Genomic DNA, 12,127 nt, shown 5'->3' with positions numbered 1-12,127 from the left:
CACGAGCGCGCCGACGTCCGCGGCGGCGGCGACCCTCGCTCAGACCTGCGCCACGTGCACGGTGACCCCGGGTAGTGCGCGGAACGGCGCGAGCTGCTCCTCGGTCGCCGACGAGTCGGTGATCAACGTCCAGGCGGGCGGCAGCGTCGTCCACCAGTGCGAGCTCGCCCGGCCGAGCTTGCTCGCGTCCGCCAGCACGAACACCTCGCTGGCCTGCTCGATGAGACGGCGCTTCGCGGCGGCTTGTTCCGCGCTGGCTTCGCACACACCGCGCTCGGCGGTGATCCCGTCGCCGCTGAAGAACACCGCGTCCGCGGTCAGCCGGGTCAGGGCCAGCTCCGTGAGCGGGCCGACCGTGCCCTGGCTGATGTGCCGGACCACGCCGCCGAGCGCGATGAGCTCGACGCCCTCGGCGTCCGCGAGCGCGTTGAGCGTGGTCAGGCCGGTGGTCGCGACGCTGATCCCGGTCCAGCCTGCCAGCCGTGCGGCCAGCGCGCCGACTGTCGTGCCCGCGTCGAGGAACAGCAGCTGTCCCTGCCGGACGTGCTTCTCGGCCTCGCGCGCGATGGCGGCCTTCTCCACACCCGCCAAGGTCTCCCGCTCGTGCAGCGGCTGCTCCTCGCAGCCCGGCGCGAGCGCCCCGCCATAGGTGCGCACGATCTCGCCGGCCTCGGTCAGCACGGCGAGATCGCGGCGGATCGTGGACGCGGTGACGTTGAAGCGCACGGCGAGCTCGTCCACCCCGACCGGGCGGTTGCGCAGCAGGTCCCGGATCGCTTCCCGCCGGGTGCGTGCGTTCACGACGCGTGCTCCTCCTTCGCCTGCGGCGCCAGCTCGACCGCCTGGCGCAGGGCTTCCAGCATGCTCGCCTCGTCCGCCCTGCCGGTGCCCGCGATGTCGAACGCCGTGCCGTGGTCGACGCTGGTCCGGATCACCGGCAGGCCGATCGTGATGTTCACCCCCGCGTCGAAGCCGAGCACCTTGACCGGGCCGTGGCCCTGGTCGTGGTACATCGCGACGACCAGGTCGAAGTCGCCGCGGACCGCGCGGAAGAAGACGGTGTCCGCGGGCAGCGGCCCGTCGACGTCGATGCCCTGGGCGCGGCACTCGGCGATCGCGGGCGCTATCTTCTCCGCTTCCTCGCCACGCCCGAACAAGCCGTTCTCGCCCGCGTGCGGGTTGATCCCGCACACCGCGATGTGCGGACGGTCGATGCCGGACCTGCGAAGGGTCTCCTCCCCCCGGCGGATCGTCCTGGCGACCAGGCCCGGCTCGATCTTCGCCACCGCGTCCACCAGCCCGATGTGCGTGGTCACGTGCACGACGCGCAGCTTCGGCGCGGACAGCATCATCGACACCTCCGGCGTGCCGGTGAGCGCGGCGAGCAGCTCGGTGTGCCCGGGGTAGCGGTGCCCGGCCGCGTGCAGCGCCTCCTTGTTCAGCGGCGCGGTGCAGATGGCCTGCACGCGGCCCGCCACCGCGAGCTCGGTCGCGGTCCGGACGTACTGGTACGCGGCCTCGCCCGCGATCGGCGACAGCTCGCCGAACGGCAGGTCCTCGGGGATCAGGCCCAGGTCGAGGCAGTCGGCCACGCCCGCGGTGTAGCCCCCGTCCTCCGGTGCCTCGACGGCCCGGACCTCCAGCGCGACGCCGGTGACGGCGATCGCCTTGCGCAGGCGCGCGGCGTCGCCGACCACGAGCGGGCGGCACGAGCGGTACAGCCCGGCGTCCGCCAGCGCCTTGACTACGACCTCCGGTCCGACGCCCGCGGCGTCCCCCATGGTGATGGCGACAATGGGTCGTGCCATGGAAATCCTCTCCTCCTCGTTCAGTGTGAAGCGCCGGCCGGCGCGTGCAGTGCGCGCCGGGCGTGCTCCAGGGTGTCCGGCGCGCCGAAGGCGCCGGCCTTGGTGATCAGGGGCAGCCCGCCGAGCTCGGGCACGGCCGAGCGGACGACACCGGGCGCCAGCTCGCCGAGCACGGTGAAGCCGCGCACCCCGGCGGCCAGCAGCACGGCTCGCGCGGTCTCGCCGCCGGCCAGGATCAGGCCGGCGAGCGTGTCCCGCCGCCGCGCGACATGGCGGGCCGCGACGCTCGCGAGCGCACCCGCGACCTCGGCCGCGTCGGCACGGGCGACCGGGGCCGCCGGATCCGGCACGAGCAGCACATCACCGTCCGATGTGGACAGCGCTGCTCCGGCCCGGCGTTGCTCCGCAAGGCCGAACGGGGCGGCGACCGCCACCACGGTGACCTCGCCGGACGCTGCCATCGCCGCCCGCTGCTCACGGGCGAGCCCGGAGTAACTGCCGAGCACGGTGAGCACCGCCGCGCCGCCCGCGGGCGGGAACGGCCGCTCGCGGTGGCCGCGGGCCCGCGCGGCGACCCGCGTGAGACCGGCGGAACCGACGAGGAGCACGTCCGGCCCGAGCGCCGTGCCCGCCGCGTGCAGGACCTCCAGGTCGGCCTCGGTCACCGCGTCCGCGCACACCACGTCGGCCGCCGCCGCGCGGTACGCGGCGACCACCTCGGACGGTCCACTTCGGACAACATCCAGCGGGATCAGCGCCGTGCGCAAGCCGGTTCCGGCGAACAGCTCCCGCAGGTCGCCGCGAACGGTGTCGCCGACCCGCAGCACGCCGCCCGTCACCGTCCGTCCGGTGCCCGGGAACGCGGGCGCGAGCAGCGCCGTCGCCGAAAGTTCGTGCAGGGCGGCGCCGACCTCGGCCGCGATGTTGCCGCGCAGTGTCGAGTCGATCTTCTTGTACAGCGGGAACCCGGCGTCGGCCGCCCCGCGCACGGCCGCCGCCACGGCCCGCGCGGCGAACTCCGGGCTGCGGTGCCTGCTGTCGGTGTCGATCGCGATCACGTCGGCGTCCGGCAGCGCGGCCGAGCCGTCGAGCGCCACCGCGACCCGGTCGAAGGGCCCGTAGGCGGCCGCCGCGTCGGCGGCGCCGGTGAGGTCGTCGGCGACGATCACCAGCCGCTCGCTCACGGCGATGTCCTTTCGGTCACCTGTTTCTCCTCCTTCGCCCTGGCTCGCGCGGCGAACCAGGCGGTGGCGAACGGGACCAGCAGGGAGGTCACCACCACCGAAGCCGCCACCAGGATCGTCGCCTGTGCCGCGGCGGCGCGGTAAGCCGGGTTCGCCGCCGCGACGATCGCGGGGACCGCCGCGGCGTTGCCCGCCGTGGACGCGGCCGCGATGCCCGCGATGCCCGTCCCGCCGGTGAACTTGTCGGCGAGCAGCAGCACCGCCCCGGTCACCAGGAACACGAACAGCCCTAGCCCGAGGCCCAGCAGGCCCGCGCGCCACACCGACTTGAGGTCGATGCTCGAGCCGAGCGCGAACGCGAAGAACGGGATGAGCACCGGCACGGCCCGGCCGAGCCACTCCCGCATGTCCGGGTCCAGGTTGCCCAGCAGCATGCCGACCAGCAGGGGGAGCACGGCGCCGACGAGGGTCTGCCACGGGAACGCGGACAGCCCGGCCGCGCCGAGCGTGAGCATGGTGAGGAACGGGCCGGACTCGATGGTCATGATCGAGTACGCCGCGACGTCCTTGCCCTTGCCGAACTGGCCCATCAACGCCATGTACAGGCCGCCGTTGGTGTCGTTCATCGCCGCCACGACCGCGAGCGTGGACAGGCCGGCGAAGGCGCCGGAGCTGATCGGCAGCTCGCCGAGCAGGCGGCCGAGGATGACGCCGACGATCACCGAGATCGCCACCTTGGCCGCGAAGAGCGCGCCGCCCTTCTTCAGGATGTAGGGCGTCGACCGGACCTCGATGCCCGCGCCCATACAGACGTAGAAGACGGCGAGGATCGTCAGCGACCCGGAGAACAGGGCCCCGGTGAAGGACCCGAAGAACTTTCCGGTGCCGGGGGCGACGGTGTAGAGCACCGCACCGACCAGCAGCGGGACGATCATCATTCCGCCGGGGACCGCCTCGATCCGGCGCTTGAGGGGAACCGCCACGACGCTCCTCCTTGAACGTGGGCCATGGGTGCGTTATGTGCGTAAGCGTAGGTGAATCTGCGTACTTCGCGCAAACATGCTGCGTGTTGCGCGCAGCCGCTGTCGGTCATCGACACGCTGTTACGCTCACGCGTCCGGAACAGGGGGCTCATGCGCTGCGCTGTTGTCCTGCTTCTGCTGCTCGCCCTCACCGCCTGCGGGCGGGTGGGCCAGTACGACAACGGGATCGACCCGCGACTGCTGACGGCCGGGCCGGTCGCGTCGCCGTCGCCGGTGCCGGCCAGTCCCACCCCGGCTGCCTGTCCCGCACCGGGGCTCAGCGTCGAGGCCGGTGAGGTCGAGGCGGCCCTGGGGCACCGGGCGAGCGTCCTGACGGTGACCAACTGCGGCACGCACCCGATCCGGCTCGAGGGCTATCCGGAGATCCGGCTGCTCGACGGCGGCGGTGTCCCGATGCCGGTCACCCTGCTGCACGATTCCTCTTACATGGCACGCGATCCCGGCCCTTCGCCGGTGACGGTCGAGCCCGGCGGGCGGGCGCTCTCGGTCCTGTCGTGGTCGGGCACCGTCACCTACGGCGACCGCTCGACCGGGTCGTCGGTCGAGGTCGTCCCGATCCCCGGCGCCGCAACGCAGACCCTCCCGCTCGACGCCGATCTCGGCACGACAGCACAGGTGCATGTGACCGCGTGGGCGCGAAACCTCCTGAACTGACGCCCGGGCCATGGCTTCTGCAACGGTCGACGCGGCGGCCGCGGGCACCTGGACGCCCGGGGACCTGACCGGCAACCGGGTCGGGTTCGGCGCGATGCGGCTGCCCCAGCGCGACGCCGGCTTGATCCGTCACCTCGGGGCGTCCAACGCGCGCCCGGAGCAGCTGGCCCAGGCGAGGCCGGCTGGCCATCCCGGGTACCGGCCACCTCGCGGAGAACGCCGCCGCCGCGGCGCTGCGGCTCGCGCCTGACGACCTGGCCCGGCTCGAGGCCGTCCACCGGGACGGGCAGTAGCCGGGTTCACCGGGGCAGCGCCGCCGCGGTGTCCGGGTCGTAGCCGTAGATCCAGCCGTTGGCCAGCAAGGGATCGGCGTCGGCGAACGCCGCGTCGCGGGCTTGCTGCGCCGGCCCGTCAGGAAGGTGGTTGAGGTGCGAGCGTCCGTGGCTGACTTCCTGGAGCCGGGTGGTGCGTGGGATTCGCAGTGCCTCGTAGCGTCGGAGCGCCGTGGCGGGATCGGCGGCGTCCGCGGCGAGGCACCGGGCCAGCACGGCGGCGTCCTCGATCGCTTGTGCCGCTCCCTGTGTGAAGAACGGGAACATCGGGTGTGCGGCGTCTCCGAGCAGGGTGACGGGTCCGTGGCTCCACCGTCGCAACGGGCTGCGGTCCAGCAATGCCCACCGCCCCGGCGTGCCGGCCGCCCGGATCAGGTCGAGCAGCCGCGGGTCCCATCCGCGGAACTCGGCGAGGAGCTCTTCGACCGTCGCGGTCGCCGTCCACGATTCGACGGCGTAGTCCCCGGCCGGGGCGAAGGCGACGAGGTTCACCAGCTCGCCCGCGGAGACGGGGTAGTGCACCAGGTGGTGATCCGGTCCGATCCACAGTGTCTGCGCGTTCCGCCGGGCCGGCGGGGGTGCGTCCTGGGCAGGTACCAGCGCGCGGAAGGCGCAGAGGCCCGAATAGGCGGGGGCGGGCGATTCGGTGAGCGCGTGGCGCACCACCGAGTGGATCCCGTCGGCGCCGATCACGACGTCGGTCTCGACCACCTCGCCGTCGTCGAAACGCAGGGCCGGGCGTCCCTCCCGCGGGAGCAGTCCGGTGCATCGCCTGCCGAGGTGCACGGTGTCTTCCGGGACCGCTTTCCGGAGGACGTCGAGCAGATCGGCACGGTGTGCGGTGTAGGTCTGCTCGCCGTAGAGCCGTTCGCACGACGTGGCGAGGTTTTCGGCCGAGAGGATCCGGCCGTCCTGCCAGCGCCGGAACTCCCAGCCGACCTCCAACCGCACCGCCCGGCGGGTGAAGGCGTCGAGCACGCCGAGTCTGCGCAGCAGCCAGGCGGCGTTGGGAGCCACCACGAGGCCCGCGCCCACGTCCGTCAGCTCGGCTGCCTGTTCGTAGATCGTGCTCGCAAGGCCGGCCCGCCGCAGGAAGGCGGCGGCCGCGAGGCCGCCGATCCCGCCGCCGAGGATGGCGATCTCGGGCGACTGGCTCATCTCCACTCCTTCCCGGCTCGGACCGTTCTGATGAGAGGGACCCAAGTTACTGAACGGCCTGCTCCGCGACGAACAGGTCCTTCATCGGGCGCAGGGCCAGGGCATGGCTCACCCGGAAGGCGACCGCCAGCGCCGCCAGCAGGATCACCGTGCCGAGCCAGACCATCGTGTCGACCGGCAGGGTGCAGACGCCGACGATGCGCACCACGCATTCGGTCAGCAACGCGGTTCCCCAGACGAGCGAGAAGGTGCGCTCCGCCCGGCGGAACGCGGGCGAGGTCGCCGAGAGCCGGTCCCACGCCGCCAGCCGGCCCGCGTCGCCCTTGGCGAACAGCGGGCGCAGCGCCGTGCTCATGATGGGGCGGGCCAGGCACACCGACCCGAGGATCACCAGGCCGACCACGCTGCTCACCACCCCCTACTTGGCGAGCATCAGCCGCGGGTCGCCGCTGAGCAGGCTCAGCAGCACCCCGGCCACGTTCACCGCCAGCATCAGCGCCGCCGGCGCGTTGACCCGCCGCTGCGCCACGACTCCCCACACGGTGCGCACGGCCGGGACGGCACTGCTCCACGCGAGCGCCGCCGGCTCGCTCATCCCGAACCCCTTGGCGAGCAGGTAGTACAGGCCGATGGGCACGGCCACGTCGACCACCAGCGGCGTCAACCCCTGGCGCAGCGGGTGTCCGGCGGTGGTCCTGGGTGCGGCCTCGGTGATCATGATCGGTTCCCTTCGCTGCTGTGGCACCGTCAGCGCGAGACAGCCGGCGACCGCCGAGACGAGCCACGCGCGCCGCTTCGGCCTGGTGACGGACGCATGCCGGTCGAACGAGGTCCAGGCGCTCGCCGGGAGCTGAGTCGGGTGCGCGCCGAGCACGCTGAGCACCCGCAGCATGCCGTCGACCAGCGCGTGCATGCAGCATCCGACCGCACCGACCCAGCCGGGCACCGGCAGGGCACGGCGCAGGACCGGCAGCCGGACCGCGACGAGCGGCAGCACCCCGGCGAGCAGGATGATCACGGCGCCGACGGCGTTGATCGCGCGGAACTGGCCGGTGGAGGCCGGTTGGCGATCATACCGAAGGTCCCGCCTGCCGACACTGAGAACCGGCTGAGGCGCGGGGAAAACCGGCGCCGCGTGAAACGCGGTTCGCCGGGGCGTCCTGTCCGCCCGGGTTCCGCGCACCCGGACTCAGCTGGCCGGCGACGTCGGCGGCGGCGGTGAGCAGGACCAGCGCGGGGATGGTGGCGGCATCGAAACTCCGTGATACCGATAGCGAAGTCCATCCGGCGTCCTCGTTGCCGTTCCCGCTCGGCGTGGGGACGATGTGCGGATGATTCTCGAGCATGACGGCCTCCGCCCACGTATCCACCCGTCGGCCTACGTGGCGCCGAACGCGGTCGTATGTGGTGATGTCACGATCGGCGAGGACGTTCGGGTCCTGTTCGGCGCGGTGCTCACCGCGGAGGGCGGGGCGATCGAGGTCGGCGCACGCTCGATCGTCATGGAGAACGCCCTTGTCCGTGGCCGCGAGGGCAACGCCGGCACGATCGGCCGCAGCGTGCTGATCGGTCCGCACTGCCATGTCAACGGCGCTTCGATCGAGGACGAGGTGTTCGTCGCCACCGGTGCGGCGATCTTTCCCGGCGCGCGGATCGGAACAGGGTCCGAGGTTCGCATCCACGCCGTCGTGCACGTCAACGCTCACCTCGAACCGGGAACCACGGTGCCGATCGGCTGGATCGCGGTCGGCAACCCGGCGCGCCTGTTCCCGCCCGAGCAGCACGAGGAACTGTGGAGCATGCAACGCGAATCCGATTTTCCCGGCACCGTGTTCGGGCTCGCACGCGAAGAGGCCACGATGGACCGCGTCACCGCCCGCTACGCCGAGCAGTTCGGCAGCCACCGTGGCGACCGCCCCGTCGACGGTTCTTGATCCCGGACGACGACGCGACGCCCCCGCTTCGGCCGGGTGCGCGCCGCGCTGCGGCTACTGTGGACGTGAGGTAGGAGGTATTCCGGCGTGTCCCACTGTTGTCCCCCGTCTCGTTCCACCCCGCGCACCGGCGTCGCCGAGGACGTACCGCACGGCGCGGCCACCGCCTCCGAGGGGCTGATCAGGTTGCCCGGCGGGACTTTCCGGATGGGGACCGAGGACGAGGACGGCTTTTCCGAGGACCGCGAGGGCCCGGTGCGCGAGGTGTGCGTGGACGCGTTCGCGATCGATGCCCACGCGGTGACCAACGCGCGGTTCGCCGAGTTCGTCGACGCGACGGGCTACCGCACGGAGGCGGAGAAGTTCGGCTGGACCTACGTGTTCGCCCGGTTCGTGCCCGGCGAGCTGCGCAAGACCTCGCCGCGGCCGCAACAGACCCCGTGGTGGTGCGGCGTTTCCGGGGCGTACTGGCGGGCACCGGAAGGTCCGGGCAGCAGCGTCGAGCAGCGCTGGGACCATCCCGCCGTGCACGTGTCCTGGCACGACGCCGTGGCCTACTGCCGGTGGGCGGGCCGCCGGCTGCCGACCGAGGTCGAGTGGGAGTACGCGGCCCGGGGCGGACTGGACCAGGCGCGCTACCCGTGGGGCGACGAGCTCATCCCGGGCGGGGAGCATCGCTGCAACATCTGGCAGGGGAAGTTCCCGGTGCGTAACACCGAGGAGGACGGCTACGCCGGAACCGCACCGGTGGACGCGTTCGAGCCGAACGGTTTCGGGCTGTACAACGTGTCCGGCAACGTGTGGGAGTGGTGCGCGGACTGGTTCGACCCGGCGCGCTCGGGCCGGTCGATGCGCGGCGGTTCCTACCTGTGCCACGACTCCTACTGCAACCGCTACCGCGTGGCCGCGCGTACCGCGAACACCCCCGACAGCTCCAGCGGCAACCTGGGTTTCCGCACCGCGGCCGACGTCAGTCCGCGTTGAGGATGCGGTCCTGGTAGAAGCGCGTGATGTGCTCGGACACCTGATCCGCCGCCGCGTCCGAGTCGCCCTTTTCGATCGCGCGCAGGATGGCTTCGTGCTCGTCGACGAGGGAGTTCGCCACCGCGCGCCAGTCGTCGAAGCGGGCGAACGCGGCCGCCATCTCGTGCTCCACCGCTCCGCGCAGCGCCTGCATCAGGTCGGCGGCGAGCGCGTTGCCCGAGATCCGGGCGATGGCGACGTGGAACTCGGTGTCCAGCGCGTTGAACTCGGGGTAGTCGGAGCCGGTCGAGCGCATCGCGTCGACGAGGTCGGCGAGGCGGCGCACGTCCTCGGGGGTGCGGGCCGACGCCGCGCCACTGGCGGCGTTGCGTTCGAGCTGGACGCGGGTCTCGACGAGGTCGGCGAGGCTGATCTTCGCCAGCGCGATGTGCAGCCGCAGCAGGTTCGTCATCGCCGGGGTCGACTTGTCGGTGACCACGGAACCGGCGTCCTGCCCGGAGCCGGTGCGGGCCTCGATGATGCCCATCGCCTCCAGGGCGCGCAGCGCCTCGCGAACGCTCGTGCGGCTGACCCCGAGCGCGCTGACCAGCTCGCGTTCACTGGGCAGCCGCTGCCCGGCACGCAGGCTCCCGTCGAGGATCTTCTGCTGGATCTGCGCGAACACCTGCTCGTGGGTGCGTACGCGGCGCACCGGCTCCCACGAGGCTTCGCTGGTCACCGTCGGTCCTCGGTACTCGGCATCATTCCGGCCCCTCTCGGGCTCGTGCGGCCCGGTAAAGGATGAAGCGCGGAGGGAGGGTCTGCCTACGGAACACGCCGCGAGGGCGCCGTCCGATCACAGTGGCGCGACCGGCCCGGAATCTCACCGGAATTCCTCTTCTCCACGAACTGTCACTCCAGGTAATCAGAGTGGCAGGGGGCTGTCAATGCGACCTCTCTGTTGGTCTGACCACATCGAAGCAGCTGCCCAGCGGGATCTGCTCGCGTTCGTGTTCCTCGGCCCGCCAGGCGGCCACGAGAAGCACTTCGGCCAGCAGTTCGAGGTAGCGAGCCGGCTCGCCCTCGGCCGCCCGGCAGGCACGGCGGGTGATCGCCCTGGCCAGCTTGAGCAGTCCCGCGCCGTCGCTGAACCCGCCGAGAACCGCGAACCCGCGCGGGAAGTCCGCGGGGCCGAGGTCGCGCAGCGCACGCCGGAGGCGATCGGGCGGCGGGACGCGCAGTCCGTCGGCGAGGTCGAGCAGGTCGTGCTGGACCTCGGTCAGCAGGTCTTCGAGGCCGGCGGGCAGTGACGTGGTGGAGACGGCGGCGCCGATGGCGGCGTTGGCCTCCTCCACGGCGGGAAGGTCGTGGATCATGACGGCACCATCCAGGACAGGATCGGGGTGGACTGCAGGTACACCAGCACGCACATCAGGGGCACGAACACCGCGGAGGCGGCCAGTACGCGGCGGAACAGCAGGCCTTCCCGCCCGGCGAGGCCGACCGCACTGGCCCCGATCGCGAGGTTCTGCGGGCTGATCATCTTGCCCAGCACGCCGCCGCTGGTGTTGGCCGCGGCCATCAGCAGCGGGGAGATGCCCGCCCCGCCCGCCGCGCCGACCTGCAGGGCGCCGAACAGCGAGTTCGACGAGGTGTCGGACCCGGTGACCGCGGTGCCGAACCAGCCGAGCAGCGGGGACAGCAGCGCGAACAGCCCGCCCGCGCCGGCCAGGAACAGGCCCAGGGTCGCGGTCTGGCCGGACATGTTCATCACGTAGGCGAGCGCGAGCACGGCCGTCACGGTCAGCGCGGCCGTGCGCAGCTGCACGATCGTGTGGCCGTAGGCGCGAAGCGCGTCACGGGCCCGGAGCTTGAGCAGCGGGATGGTCAGCAGCCCGGCGACGAACAACACGGTGCCGCTGTCGGCCAGCCAGTCGAACTTGAACTGCACGAGGGTCACCGCCTTGCCGCTCGCGTTCGCCACGTGCAGCCCCGGCCAGCCGAACGTGCTGGTCGTGTGGGCGAGAGCCGCGGCGACCGGGGGCACCGCGGCAAGGGAGAACAGCACGATGACCGCGACGTAGGGCGCGAAGGCCCGGACCACCTCGATCCGGGTGTCGGTCGCCGCGGCGGCCGTGCGCACGGCGGTGGTCGCGCCCCCGCCGCCCGAAGGTGGCGGGGCGACGTCCGCCGCGGGAACCGGCTCGGCGGGGCGAGGTTTCCACACCCGGAGCAGGAGCAGGACCGCGGTCGCGGACACCAGCGACGCCACGATGTCGGTCAGCTGGACCACACCGAAGTTGGCCATCAGGTACTGCGCGACGGCGAAGCTCGCCCCGCACACCAGGGCGGCGGGCCACGCCTGGCGCAGCCCCCGCCTGCCGTCCAGCACGACGACGAGGACGAGCGGCACGATCAGCGCGAGCACCGGCACCTGCCGTCCGGTCATCGCCGCCAGGTCGGGCAGCGGCAGGCCGGTGACCTTCGCCAGGGTGATGACCGGCAGCGCGACCGCGCCGTAGGCCACCGGCGCGGTGTTCGCGATCAGCGCGATGGTGGCGGCCTTGATGGGCTTGAGCCCGACCGCGACGAGCATCACCGAGCAGATGGCCACGGGCGCGCCGAACCCGGCCAGCGCCTCGAGGAGCGCGCCGAAGGAGAAGGCGATGATGATGCCCTGCACGCGCTGGTCGTCGCTGATCCGGGCGAAACTCCGGCGCAGTACGTCGAAATGGCCCGAGCGGCGGGTGAGCTGGTAGATCCAGATCGCGTTGACCACGATCCACAGTGCCGGGAACAGCCCGAAGGCCGCGCCTTCGAGTGCGGAGTCGAACGCCGCTCCCGCCGGCATCCGGTACGCCGCGACGGCGACCACGAGCGAGAGCGCGAGGCCGACGAGCGACGCGAGCCAGGCGCGGATCCGGAACACCCCCAGCAGCACGAACAGCACGAGCAGGGGGAGTGCGGCGATCAGGGCGGACCAGCCCAGACTGCCCCACAGCGGCGCGGAAACCTGGTGGTACATGATGACCTCCGAAGGGCTCTCGACAT

12 protein-coding genes and 1 pseudogene are annotated in these 12,127 nt (G+C 72.4%); 4 read left to right on the top strand and 9 right to left on the bottom strand.

The genetic code is table 11. The features are described 5' to 3' along the window. Window positions 1-39: 39 nt before the first annotated feature. Genes LWP59_RS23745 through LWP59_RS23730 form a run of 4 tightly spaced genes read right to left on the bottom strand, consistent with a single transcriptional unit; the run spans window position 40 to window position 3,975 of the window. Complete coding sequence (locus tag LWP59_RS23745) at window positions 40-801, bottom strand: DeoR/GlpR family DNA-binding transcription regulator (RefSeq protein WP_144637546.1); 762 nt, start codon at window positions 799-801, stop codon at window positions 40-42. Continuing rightward, window positions 798-1,808, bottom strand: coding sequence for a 4-hydroxythreonine-4-phosphate dehydrogenase PdxA (pdxA, locus tag LWP59_RS23740; RefSeq protein ID WP_144637544.1), 1,011 nt, complete (start codon window positions 1,806-1,808; stop codon window positions 798-800). The genes LWP59_RS23745 and pdxA overlap by 4 nt, the downstream gene beginning before the upstream one ends. A 20-nt stretch (window positions 1,809-1,828) precedes the next feature. Beyond that, entirely contained in the window at window positions 1,829-2,992 is a 1,164-nt protein-coding gene (locus LWP59_RS23735; RefSeq protein WP_186383200.1) for a four-carbon acid sugar kinase family protein, read from the bottom strand. After that, entirely contained in the window at window positions 2,989-3,975 is a 987-nt protein-coding gene (locus tag LWP59_RS23730) for a 2-keto-3-deoxygluconate permease (RefSeq protein WP_144637541.1), read from the bottom strand. Before LWP59_RS23730 ends, LWP59_RS23735 begins: the two co-directional genes overlap by 4 nt. Window positions 3,976-4,125: 150 nt before the next feature. Between LWP59_RS23730 and LWP59_RS23725 the strand changes: the two genes are divergently transcribed. Both LWP59_RS23725 and LWP59_RS23720 read left to right on the top strand, forming a co-directional pair. Then, window positions 4,126-4,689 (top strand): DUF4232 domain-containing protein, encoded by a 564-nt coding sequence (locus LWP59_RS23725; protein ID WP_144637540.1) that lies wholly within the window; start codon window positions 4,126-4,128, stop codon window positions 4,687-4,689. A gap of 10 nt (window positions 4,690-4,699) precedes the next feature. Then, entirely contained in the window at window positions 4,700-4,939 is a 240-nt protein-coding gene (locus LWP59_RS23720) for a hypothetical protein (RefSeq protein WP_222425512.1), read from the top strand. A gap of 49 nt (window positions 4,940-4,988) precedes the next feature. Here LWP59_RS23720 and LWP59_RS23715 read toward each other — a convergent pair whose 3' ends face one another. After that, window positions 4,989-6,179: an FAD-dependent monooxygenase gene (locus LWP59_RS23715; protein ID WP_144637538.1), complete on the bottom strand. Its 1,191-nt coding sequence runs from the start codon at window positions 6,177-6,179 to the stop codon at window positions 4,989-4,991. A 46-nt stretch (window positions 6,180-6,225) separates the two neighbouring features. Further along, window positions 6,226-7,071: pseudogene (locus tag LWP59_RS40770) on the bottom strand (VC0807 family protein). Window positions 7,072-7,510: 439 nt separating this feature from the next. Between LWP59_RS40770 and LWP59_RS23700 the strand changes: the two are divergent. Together LWP59_RS23700 and LWP59_RS23695 are read left to right on the top strand one after the other, a co-directional pair. After that, window positions 7,511-8,113 (top strand): gamma carbonic anhydrase family protein, encoded by a 603-nt coding sequence (locus tag LWP59_RS23700; protein ID WP_144637536.1) that lies wholly within the window; start codon window positions 7,511-7,513, stop codon window positions 8,111-8,113. An 87-nt stretch (window positions 8,114-8,200) separates the two neighbouring features. Next, complete coding sequence (locus tag LWP59_RS23695; protein ID WP_444541900.1) at window positions 8,201-9,097, top strand: formylglycine-generating enzyme family protein; 897 nt, start codon at window positions 8,201-8,203, stop codon at window positions 9,095-9,097. Here the strand turns inward: LWP59_RS23695 and LWP59_RS23690 are convergent. The 3 genes from LWP59_RS23690 to LWP59_RS23680 form a co-directional block, all read right to left on the bottom strand. Next, window positions 9,084-9,815: a FadR/GntR family transcriptional regulator gene (locus LWP59_RS23690; RefSeq protein WP_222425508.1), complete on the bottom strand. Its 732-nt coding sequence runs from the start codon at window positions 9,813-9,815 to the stop codon at window positions 9,084-9,086. The genes LWP59_RS23695 and LWP59_RS23690 overlap by 14 nt on opposite strands. Window positions 9,816-10,020: 205 nt before the next feature. Next, complete coding sequence (locus LWP59_RS23685) at window positions 10,021-10,452, bottom strand: ATP:cob(I)alamin adenosyltransferase (RefSeq protein ID WP_144637533.1); 432 nt, start codon at window positions 10,450-10,452, stop codon at window positions 10,021-10,023. Next, window positions 10,449-12,101 (bottom strand): L-lactate permease, encoded by a 1,653-nt coding sequence (locus LWP59_RS23680; RefSeq protein WP_144637518.1) that lies wholly within the window; start codon window positions 12,099-12,101, stop codon window positions 10,449-10,451. Before LWP59_RS23680 ends, LWP59_RS23685 begins: the two co-directional genes overlap by 4 nt. Window positions 12,102-12,127: the final 26 nt, after the last annotated feature.

This window comes from Amycolatopsis acidiphila (assembly GCF_021391495.1).
Taxonomy (GTDB): Bacteria; Actinomycetota; Actinomycetes; order Mycobacteriales; family Pseudonocardiaceae; genus Amycolatopsis_E; species Amycolatopsis_E acidiphila.
This window is presented reverse-complemented; position numbering and strand designations above follow the sequence as displayed.